A 21,855-nucleotide genomic window follows, 5' to 3' on the forward strand; every position below is an offset into this window, starting at 1 on the left:
AATTAATTTTTCATCAGTAAATATAAGGTTTCACCGTCACGTAATACTTTCATTGCTAATACAGGAGGTTTAGCATCAATAATCTTACGGAATTGTTCAATAGTCTCAACTCGAGCGTCATTAACACCAAAGATTAAATCGCCTTTTACGAGGCCAATGGCGGCAGCTGGCGATTTTGGTGCCACGCTATCAACTTGTACACCTTTAGTATTGCTAACGGTTGCATTAGAAATCGTTGCACCTAATAAGGATTCGCTCAACTTTTCAGCTTTAGTTGTTGAGCCTTCATCGTTCTCAAGAACCACTTTGACTTCCATCGGTTTGCCTGAACGGATTAAACCAATAGTGATCTCTTTACCAATTTGGCTGGTACCGATTTTGGCTCTTAACTCTGCAAAGCTATTAATGCGTTTACCATCAACGGAAACTAACACGTCACCGGATTTAATACCCGCTTTAGCTGCAGATGATTTAGGTAAAACTTCACTCACGAAGGCACCACGCTGTGCATCAATATTAAATGCTTTAGCGATATCGGAGTTCATTTCAGTACCTTTGATGCCTAAGATCCCGCGTTTTACTTCACCATGTTTAATTAACTGCTCGCTAAGGTTTTTCGCCATATTACTTGGGATCGCGAAACCGATACCGATATTACCGCCGCCAGGTGCCAAAATCGCCGTGTTAATACCGATTAATTCACCGTTTAGGTTAACGAGAGCACCACCAGAGTTACCACGGTTAATGGAAGCATCGGTTTGGATAAAGTTTTCTAGGCCTTCAAGGTTTAAGCCGCTACGACCTAATGCTGAGATAATGCCAGATGTTGCTGTTTGCCCTAAACCAAATGGGTTCCCGACTGCAACCGCAAAATCACCTACACGCAATTTGTCAGAGTCTGCAATACTAACAGCAGTTAAGTTTTTGATATCTTTTGCATTGCTTATTTTCAATAACGCGATATCGGTTTGTGGGTCTTTCCCAATTAAGTTAACGGCAATTTCACGGCCATCGTTTAATTGAATTTGTATTTTGTCGGCGCCATCAATTACATGGTTGTTGGTTAAAATATAACCTTGCTGAGCGTCAATAATGACACCAGAACCTAAGCCTTCAAATGGACGTACGCTTTGTTGCTGTTGTGGTATATTCGGGCCAAAAAAGAATTTAAGCTCTTCTGGAATTTGTTGGTTCTGTACGCGAGTACCAGACACATGAATATTCACTACAGCTGGCAATACTTTTTCAAGCATTGGAGCTAAGCTAGGCATGTTCTGGCTTTGTGCTGTTGCCGGTAAAGTGGCAGGCAATGCTGCGCTACTAACCGCAGGAATAGCCGCTAAAGATAAGCCTAAACTCATTGCTACTGCGGTAAGAAAAAAGTTTTTTCTTTTCATAATTCAGTCGATTCTCTCAAGAATAAGTTATCAACTCACTGTGAATGCAGTTTTAGAAGAAACACAATGCGTTGAGATAATATTGGTTGGTATCAGATTCAATTTTACTGATGACTATGACCACCGATTATGCGCAAAAGTTCCCATGACGGGTAGCGAATATCCACTCTTTTACATCTATTTACATGTACCTTAAGTGAAACTTTAACTTCTATACAGTAGATAAATAAATTATTAAATTATATTTGGATGGAAATCTTGTTCAGAATTATTAACTAAAAATTTAATAATGGAAGACACACGGAAAGTGATAAAATTTAGTAGGTTTTATAGGAAATCACCAGTAAGCACTGCTTACTGGTGATAAAAGATAAAAATTTACTTTTCTTTCTCTTCAATAGGACGGAAAAGACCCGAAGCACCATCTGAGTAATCTCTTGGTGGCATTTTAACAGGCGCTTGGTCGTTATCTGCTTCAGATTCGGTTAAACGATAGTTAAATGGGTTGTCTTGTGCTGGCATATCAGGCATTAATTCAGATGAACTTTGTGCCATGTGTTGGTAAAGCTGGCGGTAATCGCGCGCCATTTTATCCAATAATTCTGCGCTACGAGCAAAATGGCTAACAAGCTCTTTACGGTACTCTTCGAGTTCAGTACTTTTTTTGTCTAGCTCAGCTTGCGCTGTTTTTTGTTGGCGAAGCTTTGGGTTGCCATAGCGCACAACTAATGCACCGATGATAAAACCCACAATCAATCCGATTAATGCATACTCCCAGGTCATGCTGACTCCTTCATTACTTCAATGTTCACAGATTCAATGTTCGCAGAAATTAAATGTTGTTACCGTTACTATACCTTAAATAATTCAAGTTGCATGTAAGCGTCAAGTAAAGCGTCTTAACATATTGTAATTTGGCTAGTTAAGTGATGACAAAATCTACAAGCCCTGAGTAGGTAGGTTAAATTAGTCAACAACTTATTAAGAGTGGAATCTTAAATCGAATTTCCTTACTCTATAGCGGCTCGTTAACCGAAAGTTAAATGATAACTGAATCTGGTTATAATAAAGGCAGTGTATATCAAATAACGGTAAAAAAACCGAAAAATTTTTAAGGATTATTCAGTTAATGTCGCCGATGACCCCTACAATGCGTTATCAACAAGCGCTGGCTGATGGAAACTATCAGCCAGATGACGTACAAAAGCTCGCTGTAGAACGCTTAGATAAAATATATCAGCAGCTTGTTAATACAACTTCTCCCACTTTACAAGATAAGCCCTCAGGTTTAAAGCAACGCTTTAGCCGCCTTCTTGGTAAAGCATCGACAGCACCAATTACCCCAGTAAAAGGGTTATATATGTGGGGCGGAGTAGGGCGTGGAAAAACATGGCTGATGGATATGTTTTACGAAAGTTTACCGGGTAACCGTAAACTTCGCTTACATTTTCATCGCTTTATGAAGAAAGTACAAGAAGATTTGATGGCATTACAAGGGCAAGAGAACCCGCTGGATATTATTGCGGATGAGTTTAAAAAACAAACAGATGTGTTGTGTTTTGATGAATTTTTTGTGTCAGATATTACCGACGCTATGATCCTTGGCACTTTACTCGAAGGTCTATTCGCTCGAGGTATCACACTGGTGGCTACCTCAAATATCATCCCTGATAATCTCTATCGTAACGGTTTGCAGCGAGCTCGTTTCTTACCTGCTATTGAGCAAATTAAAAAATATTGTGATGTAATGAATGTCGATGCAGGCATTGATTACCGCTTAAGAACTTTAACTCAAGCGCATCTTTTTTTATCCCCAATTAATTCTCAAAATCGTCAGCATTTAGATGAGGTTTTCGTTAAATTGGCGGGTAAGCAAGGGGAGCAAAATCCCGTTTTAGAGGTTAATCATCGTAAGATGCAAGCCATTCATGCTGCGGAAGGGGTGCTAGCAATCGAGTTTAAAGTTCTGTGTGAAGAGCCTCGTAGCCAAAATGACTACATTTACCTATCAAATTGCTACCACACTGTGTTGCTGTACAATGTCCCCGTGATGGGAGCAACAGATGAAAATCCAGCGCGTCGTTTTTTAGCGTTAATTGATGAGTTTTACGAACGAAAAGTTAAATTAGTCATTAATGCTGAAGTGCCAATGGAGTCGCTGTATCAAGGGCAACTTTTGGCTTTTGAGTACCAACGCTGCTTGTCTCGATTGCAAGAAATGCAAAGTGAAGAGTACCTGAAAATACCTCATTTAACTTAAGGTAAACGACAAAGCAGGGTTATTAGCGAACAAGTTACCTGAATTGCATGATTTAAGCACAATATACGATGTTTATTTGAGCAAACGTAAAAAAAATGCATTTGGGGTCGATTTTTGTTTCTGACTTCTCTATAATCTTGCGACCCCACGTTACAGCGTTGTTTTTTATTTCCCAAAAAATAACGCATTAATGCCAGTTAGGCTGCTCGAAGGGGTAGGTTTACTGGACAAAGAGTCGTGTGAACCTCAGAAAGCTTATGAACATGAGTGTTCACCAACGTGTAACTTCAATATTGGGTAAGTTTTAATGAAAACTTTTACAGCTAAACCAGAGACCGTAAAACGCGACTGGTACGTTGTTGATGCAGATGGCAAAACTTTAGGCCGTCTTGCAACTGAAATTGCTAGCCGTCTGCGCGGTAAGCATAAAGCGGAATATACTCCGCACGTGGATACTGGTGATTACATCATCGTTCTGAATGCAGAAAAAATTGCTGTTACCGGCAATAAACGCGAAGACAAAATCTACTATCGCCACACTGGCCATGTAGGTGGAATCAAGCAAGCAACTTTCGAAGAAATGATTGCTCGCAGTCCTGAGCGTGTGCTTGAAATCGCGGTTAAAGGCATGTTGCCAAAAGGACCTCTGGGTCGTGCAATGTACCGTAAACTGAAAGTTTACGCAGGTAATGAGCACAACCACGCGGCTCAACAACCGCAAGTTCTTGACATTTAATCGGGATTATAGCAATGGCTGAAAATCAATACTACGGCACTGGTCGCCGCAAAAGCTCATCTGCTCGTGTCTTTATTAAGCCGGGTAGCGGTAACATCACAATCAATCAACGTACACTGGAACAATACTTTGGTCGCGAAACTGCGCGCATGGTCGTTCGTCAGCCGTTAGAGTTGGTTGAAATGTTGGAAAAATTGGATCTGTACATCACTGTTAAAGGTGGTGGTATTTCAGGTCAGGCAGGCGCAATCCGTCACGGTATTACTCGTGCACTGATGGCTTATGATGAGACTCTTCGTTCTGATCTGCGTAAAGCTGGTTTCGTTACCCGTGATGCGCGTTCTGTTGAACGTAAAAAAGTGGGTCTGCGCAAAGCACGTCGTCGTCCACAGTTCTCCAAACGTTAATTTATTACCCTTTGGGTATAAAATTGATGAAAAAACCCGTCTTAATGGCGGGTTTTTTATTGCCTATTGTTTTACTTACACTTTTATTATTGATGCTAGAATAGCTGTGTCTAATTATGATTCTTTATAAAAGAATGAATATAATAAAAGAGAAAAATAATAATTTAGTCTAAAATCAAAAATAATTATTAGTGGAGCAATATTGGGATAATTCTACTAAATATAACCCGAACCCTAGAGTTCACTTTAGGTTTTTTATTCTTGCTGTCCTTATTTTTTCGTTTGAAAACTCTAATTTTTTATCTTTTTGAACCTAAAAATGAAATAAATCTGTGATTTTTTCGGTGTGTTCCCCCTAAGTTGTACAAAATCTGTTAGAATATGCCCCTGTTTTTTTATTTCACATTTCTCGCCTTTACTGTGCGGGAGGGTTGTGTTGACTTTCAGTATGGATAAATGAGAGTTAAACACAGGGGATTTTAAAATGGGTAATGGGTAATTAAAAATTAATTACATTTCGTCCATTTTGTATTTTGGAGGTTTTAATGGCTGTCGCTCCTAATAAACGTTCGGTAATGACATTGTTCTCTGGCCCTACTGACATTTTTAGCCATCAGGTACGGATTGTTTTGGCTGAAAAAGGGGTAAGTGTTGAAATTGAACATGTCGAACCCGGTCATCTGCCTCAAGATCTGATTGATCTCAACCCATACCAAAGCGTTCCAACATTAGTTGATCGTGACCTGACTCTGTATGACCCACACATTATCATGGAATACCTTGATGAGCGTTTTCCTCATCCGCCATTAATGCCTGTTTATCCAGTTGCACGTGGGACTAGCCGTCAATTGATGCACCGCATTCAAAATGATTGGTATTCATTAATGAGCAAAATAGAGAATGGTAGTGCGCAAGAGGCAGCAAATGCTCGTCGCCAACTCTCTGAAGAACTGATTGCGGTTTCTCCTGTTTTTGCTGAAATGGAATTCTTCATGAGTGAAGAGTTTAGTCTCGTAGATTGCTATTTGGCTCCATTGCTATGGCGTTTACCTGTACTCGGTATTGAATTGAACCCATCTAGCAGCAAATATCTGCAATTATATATGCAACGTGTGTTTGCACGTGACGCATTCTTAGCATCGTTGACTGAATCTGAGCGCGAAATGCGTTTGTCTACAAGAGGCTAAAAGAATGATGGAAATGACAGCAATGTCACCACGTCGCCCTTATTTGTTACGTGCCCACTATGAGTGGTTGCTTGATAACGATATGACTCCGCATTTGGTGGTTGATGTCACCGTTCCAGCGGTTAACGTTCCGATGGAATTTGCTCGAGATGGGCAAATTGTATTGAATGTTGCGCCAAGAGCTGTTGGTAATTTTGAAATAACCAACGAAGAAGTGCGTTTTAATGCTCGCTTTGGTGGGATACCTCGCCAAGTTTATGTCCCAATGGCCGCAATTATGGCTGTATATGCACGTGAAAATGGGGCTGGAATGATGTTTGAGCCTGAAGCTGCTTATGATGCAGAGTTATCAGCAGGTTTTGAACAGGTCGAAGAGCTTGAAGACAACATTTCTTTAGTTCATGAAACTGAATCTGTGGATGAAAATTCGCATGAGCCATCAGGGGATGAACCACCACGACCACCAAAAGGTCGGCCTTCGTTAAGGGTTGTCAAATAATCCATTAGCCGGGTTAGCAGTTAATGAATGAACAGAGGGGAATAAACCCTCTGTTTTTTATATAAATAAATCATTAAACCCCTAAAAATAATAAAATCCCTTCAGCAGCATTGCGCCCATCAGCAATAGCAGTCACAACAAGATCTGAGCCTCTTATTGTATCCCCGCCGGCAAACACTTTTTCATGGGAGGTTTGATAAGGAAAGGGACTGTTACGGTTTGCTATAATATGACCATATTTATCGCGCTGGATTAACGGTTTATCTAACCAAATTTGGTTATGAGGAATAAATCCATAAGCCACAATTATGGCATCGGCTTCGATAAAAAAAGCTGAATCTTTAATTAGTTCTACTTGATAACGACCATTTTCTAATTCGCCATTTTGCGTACGAGCGGCATAAACTCCCATAAGTTGTTGCTGTTTATTAATCACAAATTCAGTGACTTGCATATTAAAATGGAACTGGGCTCCTTCATCTAATGCATTAGCGACTTCTTTTCGTGAGGCTGGCATACTTTGTTCATCTCTACGATAGAAACAGCTAACCTGCTTCGCTCCTTGACGAATAGCGGTACGTACGCAATCCATTGCAGTATCTCCACCACCTAATACGATGACTCTTTTTGCGTGTAAATTAATATAGGGTTCGCCATTAGGGTTGGAAAGTTGCATTAAATGGTGTGTATTTGCGATTAGATAGGGAAGTGCTTCAAAAACGCCCTGAATCGCTTTTTTAGGTAAGTTACCTCGAATTGCTTGGTAAGTACCAGTACCAATAAAAATAGCGTCATAATTGCAAAGAAGCTCGTTTAGAGAGACATCCGTACCTACTTCAGTATTTAATTGAAACTGAATCCCCATTTCTGTAAATATTTCCCGTCTTTGGACCATTAGCTTCTTTTCTAGCTTAAATGACGGAATACCAAAGGTTAGTAGGCCCCCTATTTCAGGGTGTTTATCAAAAACGACGACATTTACACCATTTCGAATAAGCACATCTGCGCAAGAAAGACCTGCAGGGCCTGCACCAATAATGGCGACACGTTTGTTTACAGAGCTAATATGGGAAAGGTTTGGCCGCCATCCCATCGCAAAAGCAGTATCATTAATATACCGCTCAATATGACCAATAGTCACAGAACCTGTTGTATCATGAAGTACACATACTAATTCGCAGAGTTTTTCTTGTGGGCAAACGCGCCCACAGATTTCAGGTAAACTATTGGTATGGTGAGATAATTCGGCAGCTTCGATAATTTTATCTTCAGCAGCAAGCTTGAGCCACTTCGATATTGGGTTATGTAGTGGGCACTTCCATTCACAAAAAGGGCTACCGCAAGAGAGACAACGGTTGGCTTGCTGTTGTGCATCGACGGCATTATTGGATTCATAGACTTCAGTAAACTCTATTTTACGGATTTCCAGCGCTTTTTTGGGGGGCTCGCAACGTTGGGGGCCGAAAATATTTGAACTCATGGCATTCCTTACTGAATTTTGTCTGATTTTACTTGAGATAGCTTGGGCTTTTACTTTGATTTTAGCGGCCTTCCACAAGAAACAGTAGCGTTATTGTTTTGATTTTTATGTGATTTTGATTAAAAAATACCCAAAATAAATTTTTACTTTATCTAACACAAAGAAAATACCTGATTGTTTTTTATCATTAATAGTAAAAAAAGGCTATTGAATGAGCAGGATCGACATTTCGAGTGAATAATCATCCGAAACTGCCTTGTTTGATATATGATTCAAAGAGAATTTAACTAAGGGGTGGTTATGAAAGTACTTCGCGGCCTTGCGCAATACTATGTCGATTTAATGATGAAGCTCGGGCTGGTGCGATTTTCTCTGTTACTCGCATCTGCACTTGTTGTTCTCGCCATGATAATGCAAATGGCAGTGACAATTGTTTTAAGAGGGCATGTTGATAGCCTCGATATGGTGGGGTCAATTTTCTTTGGGTTAATTATTACCCCATTAGCTGTTTACTTTTTGTCGGTGGTGGTTGAGCAGCTTGAAGAGTCTCGGCAGCGTTTATCGCGAATGGTTGATAAACTTGAAGTTATGCGAAAACGTGATGCTGATTTAAACACTCAGTTACAGGGAAATATTGAACAGCTTAACCTTGAAATTCTAGAGCGAGAAAAAGCAGAGCGTGCTCATTTAGAACTTCTGGAACAATTAAAACAAGAAATGAAGTACCGTGAGCAGACGCAAATTGAACTTGAGCAGCAATCTGTTTTACTTCGTTCATTCCTCGATGCCTCACCTGATTTAGTTTATTACCGCAACGAAAATAATGAGTTTTCGGGGTGTAACCGGGCAATGGAACTATTGACTGGAAAAAGTGAAAAACACTTAGTTGGGTTAACTCCATTAGATATTTATGATGTTGAAATTGCCTCTAAGGTTATGGAAACCGATGAAAAAGTATTTCGTCATAATGTTTCTCTCACTTATGAACAATGGTTGGTATATCCAGATGGTCGTAAAGCCTGTTTTGAACTTCGTAAAGTGCCTTTTTATGATCGCGTTGGTAAACGCCATGGTCTGATGGGCTTTGGGCGCGATATAACGGAGCGTAAACGCTATCAGGAGGCGTTAGAGAGCGCGAGTAGGGAGAAAACCACCTTTATTTCTACAATCAGCCACGAGCTTCGTACCCCCCTTAACGGTATTGTTGGTTTGAGCCGAATTTTATTAGATACAGATTTAACTTCGGAACAATCTAGCTATTTAAAAACTATTCATGTAAGTGCCGTTACGTTAGGTAATATATTCAATGATATTATTGAGATGGATAAAATTGAACGCCGTAAAGTTCAGTTAGATAACCAGCCCATCACATTATCTGAATTTGTGAATGATTTAGAGAATTTAAGTGGATTATTGGTGCAGCCAAAAGGGCTTAAATTTGTCATGGATGTTGCCCCTGCATTACCGAAAACGGTGTTAACTGATGGGACTCGTTTGCGGCAAATATTGTGGAATTTAATTGGTAACGCAGTTAAGTTCACGCAAAAAGGTGAAGTGAAGCTTAGTATTTGGCAAGAAGCTGAAAATAAACTGTTTTTCAGGGTTCAGGATAGTGGCATAGGTATACCTAAGGGCGAATTAGATAAAATCTTTGCAATGTATTACCAAGTAACAGATTCTGCTGGAGGTAAACCTGCAACTGGAACGGGTATTGGGCTTTCTGTATCTCGTCGCTTAGCACAAAATATGGGAGGCGATATACAAGTTGAAAGTGAAATAGGCCAAGGCTCCACTTTTACTTTATCTATCACAGCGCCTGTTGTTGAAAGTCATGTTATTGAACAGCAAGATAGTGAAGACGATTACCCATTGCCTGCATTACATATTTTACTCGTAGAAGATATTGAACTGAATGTTGTTGTTGCTTGTTCTGTATTAGAAAATTTAGGAAATACGGTTGATGTAGCAATGAATGGGAAAGATGCTCTCGAGATGTTTGCCCCTGGAGAATATGATTTAGTTTTATTGGATATCCAATTACCTGATATGACAGGCCTAGATATCTCTCGGCAACTCAAACAGCAGTATGATAAGCAAGACTTACCACCATTGATTGCTTTAACGGCAAATGTTCTTAAAGATAAAAAAGAATACTTTGATGCAGGTATGGATGGGGTATTGAGTAAACCATTATCAGTTCCAGCATTGACCCAAATTATTGAGCAATTTTGGGGGGAACAATCTACTCAACCTGAAGAAATATCGGGTGAGCATGAGACTTCGAGTGTTGATGAATCTAGGCTCGATTGCGATATGCTAGAACAGTATATTGAGTTAGTTGGCCCTAAGCTTATTTATGATGGCCTAGATGTCTTTGAAAAAATGCTGCCGGGTTACTTAGCTATTCTTGATTCAAATATGGTGGCTAAAGACCAAAAAGGGATTGTTGAGGAAGCTCATAAAATCAAAGGCGCAGCAGGTTCTGTTGGCTTAAAGAACTTACAGAAAATTGCACAACAGATTCAATCTCCTGATTTACCTGCATGGTGGGACAATGTGCAAGAATGGGTCGATGAATTAAAACAGGATTGGAAAGCAGATATAGAAACTTTGAGAAACTGGGTTGATGAGCGTACAAAAAAATAACCCCAACCGAAGTTGGGGGGCGCGAATACTGCGCCAACACCAGGGAAATCGTTGATTTGCATATGCTTTTTGTTTTTTGCAAATCATAAAATTAGGTATATCACTGTAAAGGGCAACATCAAGATACCAAAATTTAGCGAATCTGTTACAAGATTCATTAAAATCTGTGATGAAGATTGATGTTTATGCACCTTAGCGCCTGAGAGATAATTTACTACAAATGGAGGAAGATATGAAATCAATTGCGGTTATTTTAAGTGGCTGCGGTGTTTTTGACGGAAGCGAGATTCATGAGTCAGTGCTAACTATGCTAGCTTTGAGTCAATATAATGCTGAAGTTCATTTTTTTGCGCCTGATGAGTTGCAACCTACTGTTATAAATCATATAAATGGAGAATTAAAAACAGAAAAACGTAACCAAATGGAAGAGTCTTCACGTATTACACGTGGTAAAATATCACCTTTATCGTCAGCTGATGCTTCAAAGCTAGATGCCCTCATTATTCCTGGTGGTTTTGGGGCGGCAAAAAATTTATGTGATTTCGCAGTTAAAGGAAGCGAGTGTGAAATTAATAAAGAACTATTAAGTTTAGTACGCCAAATGCACCAACAGAAAAAGCCGCTAGGGCTGATGTGTATTGCTCCAGTGATGCTTCCTAAAATGTTAAATACATCAGTAGAACTAACTATTGGAGATGATAGTGAAACGATTGCTCAAATAGAAATTATGGGGGGGAAACATATTAAATGTGCTGTTGATGATATTGTAATTGATGAAGTTAACCGAGTTGTTACAACACCTGCTTATATGCTAGCTCAATCAATTTCTGAAGCAAATACGGGTATTAATAAGCTTGTTAAGAAAGTATTGGAAATGGCGTGATTATTTGAATGCGAACTATTGTTTCTAGATTATGGCACTGGTTAAAGAAGATCACATTTTCATTACTTGTGGTGTGGATTTGTTCAGTCATTTTATTTAAATACATACCAGTGCCTTTTTCTGCAGTGATGATTGAACGGCAAGTTAGTGCATGGATAAACTTAAATTTTTCTTATGTATCTCATTCTGAATGGGTAGATGAAAATCACATTTCTCCGTATATCTATTTAGCAGTAATTGCAGCGGAAGATCAAAATTTTCCTCATCATTGGGGGTTCGACCTTGATGCAATTGAGCGAGCTTACAAACATAATTTGAGTAATAAACAAACAATTAGAGGGGCTTCAACTATCTCACAGCAGACAGTAAAAAATGTGTGGTTATGGGATGGAAGAAGTTGGTTAAGAAAAGGCTTAGAGACAGTAATGACTCCTGTTATGGAGCTTTTATGGTCAAAGAAAAGAATACTGACCGTTTATCTTAATATAGTAGAGTTTGGTGATGGTATTTTTGGGGTCGAAGAGGCTGCAAATAAATTCTTTAATAAGCCTGCTAGCAAGCTTTCAATGAGTGAGGCTGCACTATTAGCTGCGGTTTTGCCTAATCCTCATAGATATAGTGTAAAAAACCCATCTTCTTATGTGCTCAAAAGGCAAGCTTGGATCTTGAACCAAATGCACTTATTGGGAGGTAAGAATTATCTGAAAATAAACCAGTTGATGAACGAATAAGAAAAAAGCCATGGTTTTTAACCCACGGCTTTTGTTTTTATAACAATATATTATTGTTTATGATTAATTAAGATAAGTGAAAGCAGTCGTTACTCGACGAACACCATCTGTTTCACTAGCGATTTTCGCCGCTGCATCTCCTTCTTGCCTTGTTAATACACCTAGCAAGAAAACCTCACCGTTTTCAGTAATGACTTTCACACTACCAGATTTAACGCTATCACTCGCGAGGATTTTAGATTTAACTTTGGTTGTTAACCAAGTATCTTTTGAGGCTGTACCTAAATCAACAGGCTCACCACTACGGACTTCATTATAAACTGCGATGGTGCCATCAACGTTAGAGGCTATTTGTTTTGCTCGTTCAGCCCAAGCCATATCAGGGCTTTGGCCTGTTAGCAGAACATTTCCTTTATAAGCGGTTGCAATGATACGAGCCTTGCCCGTAATTTCTTTATCTTTGTTCAGTTGCCCACTAACTCGAGCTTCTAAGGTGCCATCGTCAACTTGTTGACCAACTGTACGAGGGTCAGTTGCGCTTTTTGTTGCAACAGCAGCGGAACCGACTACAGCAGCACCAATACAACCTTGTAATAGAATAGTACTAATGACTATGGCAAAAACCGGAATTAATCGCATTTTATCTCCTTAATCGTCCTGATGTGGGAAAAGAGTATTATCTATGAGGTCACATAGACAATTTACAGTAAGAAGGTGGACTTCTTGAATTCGAACACTTCGTTGGGATGGAATACGAATTTCAACATCTTGGGGGCCAAGTAAACCTGCGAGTTCCCCTCCGTCATAACCTGTTAGGGCGACAATTGTCATGTCTCTAGTCACGGCTGCTTCAACCGCCTTAATGATATCGCTACTATTACCATGGGTTGAAATTGCCATCAAAACATCACCATGTTGCCCTAATGCTCTAACTTGTTTCGCATAAATTTCAGAAGGCTGCTTACTACCCGAAATCGCAGTTAACACTGCATTATCTGTATTAAGTGCTAAAGCGGGTAAGCTAGGGCGTTCGGTTTCAAAGCGATGGATCATACTTGCAGCAAAACGTTGTGCAGTAGCGGCAGAAGCACCATTACCACAACATAAAATTTTGTTGCCATTGAGTAGAGATTGAACCATCATCATCGCGGCTCTTGAAATGGCATCAGGCAGCGCTTCAGCAGCTGCTATTTGAGTTTGTATACTTTCAGTGAAGCAAACTTTTATTCGGTCTAGCACGATTTTTTCCTTTGTCGCCTCGATATAATTCAAATTATTTTTGTATATTGCCATTATATTTGAATTATAGCTTTGTTGACTGCATGATCAGCGTATAAAACTGATTATATCATTTGTTAATAAATATCATTTTCGTTGAATGCATTTTGTATCCAGTCAAATTGGTTTCCCGTGATGGCGCAGATATCAAAACGGCATGCACTGGTTTCAAAACTTTCTTGTCTTTGTGAGAGCCAATATTTGGCAGCAGCTAATAGTTTTCGACGTTTGTGCCAGTTTACTGATAAAAGTGCATCTCCGTAATCACAATTCTTGCGAAACCGAACTTCAACAAATACCCAACCTGTATTATCTCGCATGATGAGGTCGATTTCTCCGCCTCGGTTCCTTGCATTACGTTCAACAAATGTTAATCCCTGCTGTTTCAGGAATGCGAGCACTTGATTTTCATAGTACCGGCCTGTTAACCATTGTATGGCTTTTGGCATAATTTTCATGACGTCCTTGTCTGAAAAAAAATGAAGTATTCAGTGATATTATTGTGAGGAAACCACTTTGCCTTGTTTAAATTGCAACCAAGGTAATTCTCGGAACACTACACAGTTTGGTGTAGTACTCAAGGTTCCTGATGCACCATTGATACGAAATTGTCCCGATTGCTGTAGTTTGTCGTAATTGTTGGCTAAAGACCATGCGTCAATACCCATGGCATATAAGCGGAATAAAGAGTAATCATTGTTCAGCTTTTGTTGGGCTTGTTTACGTAAGTTATTGTTTGCACCTGCGAGTAAAGGGATTTCGCTAAATTTAACGCCATCCATTTCAAAGCGGTAGTCTGCGCCAGATCCAGCTTGGTTACTACGAGAGCTTGCATAAAGCGAAGGACGAGAACGAGAACTAATTGCCATTTCAATCATTGGCTTGATTAAGGTCAGCTCATCACGGGTGGCAACAATATAAACGCCGTCAATCGCACCAGTTGAATCGACATATTGTGAGTCTATCGATTGTATTCCGGTATTCACAGGCGTTCCTGTCATACGGATACCTGCGCCGCGATTAATCGACTCTTTTAAAGAAGGGACAGACCCAAAGGTTTGCATTAAAACGGTCCCGCCGCCTTTTTCTTGCCACCCTTGTGCAAAGGCTTTGGCTATCCTATCACCGAAAGCATTAGCGGGAACTAGTACCAATGGCATTTGCTTACCTTCAGCTTTCATGTAAGCGGCAGCATTTTGTGCCTCATCTTCTGGCGATAATGAAAAATAGCAAAGATTAGGTCGAGGCTGTAATTGGTTCGCATCAAGCTCATTGAGGGCGAGCACACTAACAGGCGCTCCCATTTGGGTAATAACTTGAACGTCACTTTTTAATAATGGCCCAACAATAAGATTGAAACCTTCATTTTTCGCTTGTTCAATAAGCTCAGGCATTTGCTTGTTTGTGGTATCAAACACTTTGACGCTTTGGGTATTCACAGGGGCGGCATCAATACGCAAAGTTGATGTCACTACGTCGCTATCGCTAGAAGTGGGAGCATTACCTGTTGTTGCTGCAACTTGTTCATAAATTTGGTCAAGCACATCATTTCCACTACTTGGTGGCGGTGTTATGGCTGTTTGAGTAGCGGGCCCTTGAGGCAGGCCTTTTTGTGCATCCATAAAGCCTTGCATAATCGCTTGACCGAATACTTGTCCTTGCCCACTCATGGGTAAAAACAATGCAATCTTAGGGTTTTTGCCCACTTGAGGTATCATGGTTTGTTGCAAAAGAGTCGGCGTTGCCGTCACTCCAGGGTTATTCGAGTAACGCATTTTCCAATCGTTATAGCCTGCAAGTAAAGCATCTGTGTCGTCTCGGTTGTTTTGATAAATATCTAAAAGATCGACCCAGCCTTGAAGAATATTTTCATCTGCCCCAATTCCATGAATTTGTTCTGGCGTTAACTGTGTTAACATCTGCCATAACCCATCAATATTAGCTTGGCGTTCAGCGGCTGTTTTTAATAAAGGTTCTTGGCTAATGTAGGCCCTTATCGCCTCCATTGAAGGCTTACCTTGTGCAGCATCAATGATTGCTTGGTAACGGCTAGCATCATCAGATGTGCTTTGCTCAGGCGTTTTTTGGGTTGACGGAAAGTATTCCGAGACAATTTGGCACCCTGACAGTGCAAATGTGGACAGCATTGCTGTGCAGATTAACCCTTTTTTCAAATGCAAAAAAATTGAAGGACGCATACTGTATCCAATGGTGTATTTTTCAATTGCTTAATTTTAAACCGGCTATTCGGATGAAACAATGAACCAACCTAATCAAGCTGTGGTTATGGCATCCACGCTGTATATTGTCCCTACCCCAATTGGTAATATGGGGGATATAACGCAACGCGCGTTGGATGTTCTTAAACATGTTGACCTTATTGCAGCAGAGGACACTCGGCATTCAGGCATTCTATTACAGAATTTTGCGATAAATGCGCGGTTGTTTGCTCTGCATGATCATAATGAACAGCAAAAGGCAGATCAATTAATTAGTCGACTTCAACAAGGTGATAGTATCGCATTAGTCTCCGATGCGGGTACACCTTTAATTAATGATCCAGGTTATCATCTAGTTAATCGTTGCCGCGAAGCGGGTATTCGTGTCGTACCTTTACCGGGTGCCTGTGCTGCTATTACCGCGTTATCAGCAGCGGGTTTACCCTCAGACCGTTTTTGTTATGAAGGTTTTTTACCCGCTAAAACAAAAGGGCGTAAAGATGTTTTACAATCTCTCGAACAAGAAACTCGCACGCTGATTTTCTATGAATCAACCCACCGTTTGTTAGACAGTTTAGCAGATATGGTGGAAGTCTGGGGGCCGGATCGCCATGTTGTTTTAGCACGTGAAATTACGAAAACGTGGGAGTCCATTGAAGGCCGCCCAGTGGGAGAATTACTCGCTTGGGTAAAAGAAGATGAAAACCGTCACCGTGGCGAAATGGTGTTGATTGTCGAAGGGTATAAAAAGCCAGCTGATGACTCCGCAGTTTCCCCTGAAGTGGTGAGAACATTAAATTTATTACAAAAAGAATTACCCCCTAAAAAAGCGGCTGCAATCACGGCTGAAATTTATGGTCTCAAGAAAAATATGTTGTATAAGTTGATGCTTGATAATCAAAGTGATGAATGATTTTTGGGCAAATACCACGATTTGATTGATATAAGTGGTAAATTGCCCACGCTAGAGTCTGTACAAGCAACAACAAAGTGCCTATAATTCGCCGCGGAGTTGGCCAGACAACCGCTGCTTTATCGTAGTCCCTTCGGGAGACGGGTAGAGGGGAGGAAAGTCCGGGCTCCATAGGGCAGGGTGCCAGATAACGTCTGGGAGGCGCGAGCCTACGACTAGTGCAACAGAGAGCAAACCGCCGATGGCCTGTTTACAGGATCAGGTAAGGGTGAAAGGGTGCGGTAAGAGCGCACCGCGCGACTGGCAACAGTTCGTGGCACGGTAAACTCCACCCGGAGCAAGACCAAATAGGGGTTCATATGGTGCGGCCCGCATTGAACTCGGGTAGGTTGCTGGAGCCAGTGCGCAAGTGCTGGCCTAGATGAATGGTTGTCCATGACAGAACCCGGCTTATCGGCCAACTCCCATTTTTTCGTCATACTTCAAGCTGTGCCTGTGTTGGCTTCATTCGTCAACCCTAGTCACATACTGGTGTATGCTCCTAGGGATTTCCTCATTTTGCCGCCGTGGCACAACTCGAATTATTTAGAAAAAATCATAATCTTTTTATTTAATATCAAAATACTTATCTTGTTTGTGTTCACCATTCGCTGCATCAAATCATCAAATCATCAAATCATCAAGATCATAACCTTCTGATGCAAATCAATACGCTATGTGAATATGTAATTACAATAGTGGTATTTATAATGCATGTTAAAGAGATGTGCGTAGATGATAAAGAAATCACGTGTAAGGTACCAACGTCGCCCAGGTACAACTGGGGGAAAACTCCCTTGGAATGATTGGCGAAATGCATCAACATGGCGTAAATTTGTACAGTTCACGCTATTGGCGATCAATATTTATATTGGAGTTACCTTCTATTACTGGGTACGATATTACGAAACTGGAGGGGCGACAATTCACCTTCCTCGCCCTGGTGGAATTGAAGGTTGGCTGCCGATTGCGGGGTTAATGAATTTAAAATATACCTTGGAAACGGGGAGTTTTCCGCCAATTCATGCGGCCTCAATGTTTTTATTAGTCTCTTTTATTGTGATTAGCTTACTGTTCAAAAAAGCATTTTGTTCATGGATGTGCCCGATTGGCACAATATCAGAGTACACTGGTAAGTTAGGGAAAAAAGTCTTTCGTTATCAAAACCAAATTAGCTTACCTAAATGGCTCGATATCCCTTTAAGAGGCCTAAAATATTTGTTATTAGGTTTCTTTCTTTATATTGCATTTTCCATGTCTGCGCAGATGATCCAATATTTTATGATGTCGCCTTATGGGATCATTATTGACGTAAAAATGTTGGATTTTTTTCGTTATATTAGCTTGTTTGCGCTTACTACTGTGGCCATTTTAGTGATAGCAAGCTTGTTTATTCGTAATGCTTGGTGCCGTTATTTGTGTCCTTATGGCGCTTTGTTAGGCATTTTTTCGTTATTTTCGCCATTTAAAATTCGGCGAAATGTGGAAAGTTGTATTGATTGCGGAAAATGTGCCAAGAACTGCCCATCACGGATACCCGTCGATAAGTTAATTACTGTAAGAACGGTGGAATGTACGGGATGTATGACTTGCGTTGAATCTTGCCCTGTTGCATCAACGTTGGATTTTTCATTGCAAGTGCCAACAAAAAAACGTCAATTTCGCTTATCGGGTTGGATGATGGCAATTCTAACCTTAGCAGTTTTATTTATTATTATTGGTATTGCTATGTATTTTGGCGTTTGGGATAGCCCAGTACCTGATAATTATTGGTTTCATATTATACCAAATGCAAGAATGATAGGTCATTGATGCACAATAAAAAGCCCCGCTACAGATGATGAGCGGGGCAACTTGTTATTCTGTTATGATGACAGATTTTGTACTGCTTATTTATACTTATTTACTCGCTTATATTTATTTTCTCACTTACTGCTTACTACCACATCAATTAACCGCTTGCTTAACCATCTGCAATAATTGACGTACATCTTCTGGGCGAGTGTTGCCCGTTTCTTTATCAATGATGGAACTATAAATATGAGGAATGATTTTTTTCACGCCTGCATCAAGGGCAATTTGCAAAATTTCAGCAAAGTTATCTAAATCAATGCCGCCTGTAGGCTCTAAAGAAAAATCAAAGTCAGCGCAAGCTTTGGCAATGGCTTTATATTCTTCAATATATGTTAATCCTTTCATATTAAAGAATTTAACTGAGTCAGCACCCATGTCTTTAAGCATCATAATGGCAGTTTCAACCGGAACAATGCCATCTGGCGCTTGAGAGCTTAGTGGGCCTGTAGAAATTTTCACCATACCTACCGTGTCTGTTGGTGATATGAGCGCATTCACGAAGGTTTCGTTTTGGCCTAATAGTGCACGGCTAATTGGTGCACCAGTGAATACTTGGTTAACGTGTTGTGGTTGAACTTCTTTTGCAATTAACGACACCATGGTTGACTGATTTGGGTCGCCAGCGCCGAGACCAACTGATAATGCATTATCGGTTTCTTGTGCATAAATGCGCATATCAGCAATTGCACTTTCTAAGTCAGGGTAATTTTTAGATAAAACACCAACAACAACAAAGGTTTCTGCTGCGGCATAGATATCTTTTGCATTCTGATGGCTGCCTGCCAGTACGTTTAAACAGACACGGTCACGATAAAAATTCGGTGACAATTTCATCTTAAATTCCTTCTACTAACAAACGAATATTCTTAGAAATAACATCAAGTTGTTCAGTGCTAACACTGCGAATGTCAGCCTCTACTTTTCCTTCGTTGGCTTTGTACTCACGGAAGTAAATCGCGGTATCGCCCTGTTTTAGCTCAGCCATGATTTGGTAAGTGGTTTTGCCTATCATGTTTTCATCAAAGCTAATTTCGGTACGGGCAATATCACGTCCTGCACCATCCCAGACGACTCGAGCAGAGATACCTTTAATGGCATTTAAATCACTGATGAATTGATTCATTCGATTAACCATCTCTGCGCCTGTTTCTTTGGTCGCAGTCAGGTACTGTTCGATAGCGAGTGTGAGCCCCAAAATACCTTCTTTACCTACTTTCATCGCACGGCCAATACCTTGGCTTTGGCGTTTTACCCACTCAATATATTGTTTTTTACCGATAACCAGACCGCTTGTTGGGCCTTCGATTGCTTTTGCTCCGCTGTAAATCACAATATCGCCACCGGCTTGGTAGTAAGCGGTAAGTTCTTCTTCTGCTGCGGCATCAACGATCAGGGGGAGCTGGTGGTCATGAGCCACTTTGGCGGCTTGTTCCACGGTTAACATGCTTTTTTGCACGGTATGGTGTGATTTGATGTACAAAATAGCGGCTGTATTGGGGGTGATTTTTGCTGCTAACTGGGCGGCACTGCACTCATTAGCAAAACCCGCTTCGACTACTTTACCGCCACCTAAGCTTACCATTGTGTCCACAGGGGCACCAAAATTAACGTTATGGCCTTTAGGTAAAATAATTTCACGTGGAACAACTTTGTCGGATGAATGCAAATTGAGCAGTAAATCATCATCATCTTGTACAATCACCGCTGCAACAGCTTGTGCAATACCAGCAGAGGCACAAGACACAACCATCGCAGCTTCAACATTTAATAGATTAGCAATATATTCGCCAGTTTTATTAACTAAGTCTTTAATTTCAAAATAATTATTTAATCCATAAGCAACACGTTCAACAACTTCTGGAGTTGGCGTTGAAACACCCAGAATTGTCATGCGGCCAGAGGCATTAATAACGTGTTTTAACTGATATTTATCATAAATCGATTGCATGTTCTGATTCACCTTATGCATGAATAATGTGTTTTCCACCGACGATAGCAGCCAATGGTACGAAGCGGTGAGTTCCTATACGGTGTTCGCCTTCTGCATCCGTGAGCTCTGTTTGCTCTTCTTTAAGGTCAAAAAGGGTTATGTCGGCGTCAAAGCCCGGCCTTAAATAGCCTTTTGCGGGTAACGATAAGAAGTTGGCGGCTTTTTCGGTAACGCAGCGAAGCACTTGTTCCGCACTAAAGCCCATACACAGAAATTTGGTCATCACAAAAGCGAGGCTATAAACAGGGCCATTAACGCGGTTGCGGTGGTAAATATCGGAACTGATGATGTCAGGGTAAGTGCCAATGCGCATCGCTTGCTCTGCAACTTTAAAGCTAAAGCTTTCACCGCCATGACCAACATCTAATATGACACCCCGTGCGAGTGCGCGAGCAATTGATGGTTTTAGGTAGCCATCTTCGCCTAAAATCTTATTGGGTTTGCCATTAAAGCAGTGAGTGATGATATCGCCGCGCGTCAGTAAATCAGCGACTTCATCAATATCCGGCGGGTTGTTGCCAATATGCACCATGAGTGGAAGATGGTGTTTTTTCTGCATTTCTTTAGCTTTAATCAGTGGGGTAATGCCATTTTCACCAACCACGCTTTTACTCATACGGGCTTTCATACCAACAACAAAGCCGGAGTGGCGCTCGATAGCGTCTTGAAAGCAGGCTTCATTGATGTTGTTCATATCCGACAATTCATTTTGCGCAATGATGCCAATACGTGAAATATTTAACAGAGAAAAGACATTCGTTTTTGATTTCTGGGTGAGCTGATAAAATTTATCAATATCATCAGCACCGACACTACCTGCATCAACCAGTGAGGTAACTCCGCCAGCGGCTCCTGCTAAATCAGGGTCATCGAAGTAAATAGGTGACTCAACAAAGCAATGAGCATGAGAGTCAATCCACCCAGCACTGACATAAGTTTTTCCTTGTAGGTCAATGACTTTTTCGGCTTGCTGATTATTCGCTAATTCAGGGCCTGCCGCTTCGATTTTTCCATCTTTAATAAGAATGTCGATAATCGAGCCATCGATACGCTTACCTTGTTTGATGATTAAAGTGTACATAGTTGTCCTCTCTATACTCGATACTCGTCATACTTCAAACCGCAGCGTTGTTGGCAGCACTTCCGCTACCCTAGTCACATACTTTTGTATGCTCCTAGGGATATCGTCGTTTGCCGCCTAGCTGCAATTTGAATTATTTAGAGTATGCCTAAGTGCGTATTCTAAATGATGTCAACCACAGCGTTGTTGGCAGCACTTCCGCTACCCTAGTCACATACTTTTGTATGCTCCTAGGGATATCGTCGTTTGCCGCCT

Annotated in this window: 20 protein-coding genes and 1 other RNA gene; 11 read left to right on the forward strand and 10 right to left on the reverse strand. The window is 40.7% G+C overall.

What is annotated here, in order from left to right; genetic code table 11:
- Positions 1-2: 2 nt before the first annotated feature.
- Positions 3-1,397 (reverse strand): Do family serine endopeptidase, encoded by a 1,395-nt coding sequence (locus SJ312_RS17710; RefSeq protein WP_036958026.1) that lies wholly within the window; start codon positions 1,395-1,397, stop codon positions 3-5.
- Between the two features lie 378 nt (positions 1,398-1,775).
- Complete coding sequence (gene zapG, locus SJ312_RS17715) at positions 1,776-2,180, reverse strand: Z-ring associated protein ZapG (protein WP_004908297.1); 405 nt, start codon at positions 2,178-2,180, stop codon at positions 1,776-1,778.
- Positions 2,181-2,526: 346 nt separating this feature from the next.
- Between zapG and zapE the strand changes: the two genes are divergently transcribed.
- The 5 genes from zapE to sspB all read left to right on the forward strand — a co-directional run bounded on the left by zapE (position 2,527) and on the right by sspB (position 6,486).
- On the forward strand, positions 2,527-3,657 hold the full coding sequence (gene zapE / locus SJ312_RS17720) for a cell division protein ZapE (RefSeq protein WP_110591214.1): 1,131 nt from the start codon (positions 2,527-2,529) through the stop codon (positions 3,655-3,657).
- A gap of 307 nt (positions 3,658-3,964) precedes the next feature.
- Positions 3,965-4,393 carry a 50S ribosomal protein L13 gene (gene rplM / locus SJ312_RS17725; protein ID WP_004258237.1) on the forward strand — a complete coding sequence of 143 codons (429 nt, stop codon included), beginning with the start codon at positions 3,965-3,967 and terminating at the stop codon, positions 4,391-4,393.
- Positions 4,394-4,407: 14 nt separating this feature from the next.
- The gene (gene rpsI, locus SJ312_RS17730) at positions 4,408-4,800 is read left to right on the forward strand and encodes a 30S ribosomal protein S9 (RefSeq protein WP_004258235.1); all 393 of its coding nucleotides are present in this window, start codon (positions 4,408-4,410) and stop codon (positions 4,798-4,800) included.
- Between the two features lie 545 nt (positions 4,801-5,345).
- The gene (gene sspA, locus SJ312_RS17735; RefSeq protein ID WP_004258227.1) at positions 5,346-5,987 is read left to right on the forward strand and encodes a stringent starvation protein SspA; all 642 of its coding nucleotides are present in this window, start codon (positions 5,346-5,348) and stop codon (positions 5,985-5,987) included.
- A 7-nt stretch (positions 5,988-5,994) separates the two neighbouring features.
- A complete protein-coding gene (gene sspB, locus SJ312_RS17740) occupies positions 5,995-6,486 on the forward strand; it encodes a ClpXP protease specificity-enhancing factor (protein WP_172412237.1) in 492 nt (163 codons plus the stop codon).
- A gap of 73 nt (positions 6,487-6,559) precedes the next feature.
- Here sspB and SJ312_RS17745 read toward each other — a convergent pair whose 3' ends face one another.
- A complete protein-coding gene (locus SJ312_RS17745; protein WP_172974386.1) occupies positions 6,560-7,966 on the reverse strand; it encodes an FAD-dependent oxidoreductase in 1,407 nt (468 codons plus the stop codon).
- A 300-nt stretch (positions 7,967-8,266) separates the two neighbouring features.
- On the opposite strand from SJ312_RS17745, the gene arcB reads away from it, so the two are divergent.
- The 3 genes from arcB (at position 8,267) to mtgA (ending at position 12,226) form a co-directional block, all read left to right on the forward strand.
- On the forward strand, positions 8,267-10,612 hold the full coding sequence (gene arcB / locus SJ312_RS17750; RefSeq protein ID WP_004258220.1) for an aerobic respiration two-component sensor histidine kinase ArcB: 2,346 nt from the start codon (positions 8,267-8,269) through the stop codon (positions 10,610-10,612).
- 232 nt (positions 10,613-10,844) lie between these two features.
- Positions 10,845-11,495: an isoprenoid biosynthesis glyoxalase ElbB gene (elbB, locus tag SJ312_RS17755; protein WP_096864412.1), complete on the forward strand. Its 651-nt coding sequence runs from the start codon at positions 10,845-10,847 to the stop codon at positions 11,493-11,495.
- Between the two features lie 8 nt (positions 11,496-11,503).
- Positions 11,504-12,226 (forward strand): monofunctional biosynthetic peptidoglycan transglycosylase, encoded by a 723-nt coding sequence (gene mtgA, locus SJ312_RS17760; RefSeq protein ID WP_153673829.1) that lies wholly within the window; start codon positions 11,504-11,506, stop codon positions 12,224-12,226.
- Between the two features lie 63 nt (positions 12,227-12,289).
- Here mtgA and dolP read toward each other — a convergent pair whose 3' ends face one another.
- The 4 genes from dolP to SJ312_RS17780 all read right to left on the reverse strand — a co-directional run bounded on the left by dolP (position 12,290) and on the right by SJ312_RS17780 (position 15,702).
- Positions 12,290-12,865 (reverse strand): division/outer membrane stress-associated lipid-binding lipoprotein, encoded by a 576-nt coding sequence (gene dolP, locus SJ312_RS17765; protein ID WP_004258215.1) that lies wholly within the window; start codon positions 12,863-12,865, stop codon positions 12,290-12,292.
- Between the two features lie 9 nt (positions 12,866-12,874).
- Positions 12,875-13,465 (reverse strand): DnaA initiator-associating protein DiaA, encoded by a 591-nt coding sequence (gene diaA / locus SJ312_RS17770; protein WP_004908326.1) that lies wholly within the window; start codon positions 13,463-13,465, stop codon positions 12,875-12,877.
- Positions 13,466-13,581: 116 nt separating this feature from the next.
- On the reverse strand, positions 13,582-13,962 hold the full coding sequence (locus SJ312_RS17775; RefSeq protein WP_004258211.1) for a YraN family protein: 381 nt from the start codon (positions 13,960-13,962) through the stop codon (positions 13,582-13,584).
- A gap of 39 nt (positions 13,963-14,001) precedes the next feature.
- Positions 14,002-15,702, reverse strand: a complete 1,701-nt coding sequence (locus SJ312_RS17780; protein ID WP_319868153.1) for a penicillin-binding protein activator — start codon at positions 15,700-15,702, stop codon at positions 14,002-14,004.
- A 61-nt stretch (positions 15,703-15,763) separates the two neighbouring features.
- On the opposite strand from SJ312_RS17780, the gene rsmI reads away from it, so the two are divergent.
- The 3 genes from rsmI (at position 15,764) to SJ312_RS17795 (ending at position 18,487) form a co-directional block, all read left to right on the forward strand.
- Positions 15,764-16,636, forward strand: coding sequence for a 16S rRNA (cytidine(1402)-2'-O)-methyltransferase (rsmI, locus tag SJ312_RS17785; RefSeq protein WP_004258206.1), 873 nt, complete (start codon positions 15,764-15,766; stop codon positions 16,634-16,636).
- A gap of 95 nt (positions 16,637-16,731) precedes the next feature.
- Positions 16,732-17,105, forward strand: an RNA gene (gene rnpB / locus SJ312_RS17790) — RNase P RNA component class A.
- Positions 17,106-17,410: 305 nt separating this feature from the next.
- Positions 17,411-18,487, forward strand: coding sequence for a 4Fe-4S binding protein (locus SJ312_RS17795; RefSeq protein WP_165879521.1), 1,077 nt, complete (start codon positions 17,411-17,413; stop codon positions 18,485-18,487).
- A gap of 135 nt (positions 18,488-18,622) precedes the next feature.
- Here the strand turns inward: SJ312_RS17795 and dagF are convergent, their stop codons facing one another.
- From dagF to SJ312_RS17810, 3 genes are read right to left on the reverse strand one after another with little or no spacing between them, the layout of a single operon-like run.
- On the reverse strand, positions 18,623-19,363 hold the full coding sequence (dagF, locus tag SJ312_RS17800; RefSeq protein ID WP_319868154.1) for a 2-dehydro-3-deoxy-phosphogluconate aldolase: 741 nt from the start codon (positions 19,361-19,363) through the stop codon (positions 18,623-18,625).
- A gap of 1 nt (position 19,364) precedes the next feature.
- Positions 19,365-20,477 carry a DgaE family pyridoxal phosphate-dependent ammonia lyase gene (locus SJ312_RS17805; RefSeq protein ID WP_319868155.1) on the reverse strand — a complete coding sequence of 371 codons (1,113 nt, stop codon included), beginning with the start codon at positions 20,475-20,477 and terminating at the stop codon, positions 19,365-19,367.
- Positions 20,478-20,490: 13 nt separating this feature from the next.
- Complete coding sequence (locus SJ312_RS17810) at positions 20,491-21,600, reverse strand: amidohydrolase/deacetylase family metallohydrolase (RefSeq protein ID WP_319868156.1); 1,110 nt, start codon at positions 21,598-21,600, stop codon at positions 20,491-20,493.
- Between the last annotated feature and the right edge of the window lie 255 nt (positions 21,601-21,855).

It is taken from the genome of Providencia sp. CIM-Carb-044, from assembly GCF_033901115.1.
GTDB classification, from domain to species: domain Bacteria; phylum Pseudomonadota; class Gammaproteobacteria; order Enterobacterales; family Enterobacteriaceae; genus Providencia; species Providencia hangzhouensis.

Bases quoted from the DNA above. Each gene is read 5' to 3' on its own strand.
- sspB (WP_172412237.1), top strand. From the start codon at position 5,995: ATGGAAATGACAGCAATGTCACCACGTCGCCCTTATTTGTTACGTGCC.
- dagF (WP_319868154.1), bottom strand. From the start codon at position 19,363: ATGAAATTGTCACCGAATTTTTATCGTGACCGTGTCTGTTTAAACGTA.
- elbB (WP_096864412.1), top strand. From the start codon at position 10,845: ATGAAATCAATTGCGGTTATTTTAAGTGGCTGCGGTGTTTTTGACGGA.
- SJ312_RS17710 (WP_036958026.1), bottom strand. From the start codon at position 1,397: ATGAAAAGAAAAAACTTTTTTCTTACCGCAGTAGCAATGAGTTTAGGC.
- SJ312_RS17795 (WP_165879521.1), top strand. From the start codon at position 17,411: ATGATAAAGAAATCACGTGTAAGGTACCAACGTCGCCCAGGTACAACT.
- dolP (WP_004258215.1), bottom strand. From the start codon at position 12,865: ATGCGATTAATTCCGGTTTTTGCCATAGTCATTAGTACTATTCTATTA.
- rpsI (WP_004258235.1), top strand. From the start codon at position 4,408: ATGGCTGAAAATCAATACTACGGCACTGGTCGCCGCAAAAGCTCATCT.
- SJ312_RS17805 (WP_319868155.1), bottom strand. From the start codon at position 20,477: ATGCAATCGATTTATGATAAATATCAGTTAAAACACGTTATTAATGCC.
- SJ312_RS17780 (WP_319868153.1), bottom strand. From the start codon at position 15,702: ATGCGTCCTTCAATTTTTTTGCATTTGAAAAAAGGGTTAATCTGCACA.
- rplM (WP_004258237.1), top strand. From the start codon at position 3,965: ATGAAAACTTTTACAGCTAAACCAGAGACCGTAAAACGCGACTGGTAC.
- mtgA (WP_153673829.1), top strand. From the start codon at position 11,504: ATGCGAACTATTGTTTCTAGATTATGGCACTGGTTAAAGAAGATCACA.
- zapE (WP_110591214.1), top strand. From the start codon at position 2,527: ATGTCGCCGATGACCCCTACAATGCGTTATCAACAAGCGCTGGCTGAT.
- SJ312_RS17775 (WP_004258211.1), bottom strand. From the start codon at position 13,962: ATGAAAATTATGCCAAAAGCCATACAATGGTTAACAGGCCGGTACTAT.
- arcB (WP_004258220.1), top strand. From the start codon at position 8,267: ATGAAAGTACTTCGCGGCCTTGCGCAATACTATGTCGATTTAATGATG.
- rsmI (WP_004258206.1), top strand. From the start codon at position 15,764: ATGAACCAACCTAATCAAGCTGTGGTTATGGCATCCACGCTGTATATT.
- SJ312_RS17745 (WP_172974386.1), bottom strand. From the start codon at position 7,966: ATGAGTTCAAATATTTTCGGCCCCCAACGTTGCGAGCCCCCCAAAAAA.
- zapG (WP_004908297.1), bottom strand. From the start codon at position 2,180: ATGACCTGGGAGTATGCATTAATCGGATTGATTGTGGGTTTTATCATC.
- sspA (WP_004258227.1), top strand. From the start codon at position 5,346: ATGGCTGTCGCTCCTAATAAACGTTCGGTAATGACATTGTTCTCTGGC.
- SJ312_RS17810 (WP_319868156.1), bottom strand. From the start codon at position 21,600: ATGTACACTTTAATCATCAAACAAGGTAAGCGTATCGATGGCTCGATT.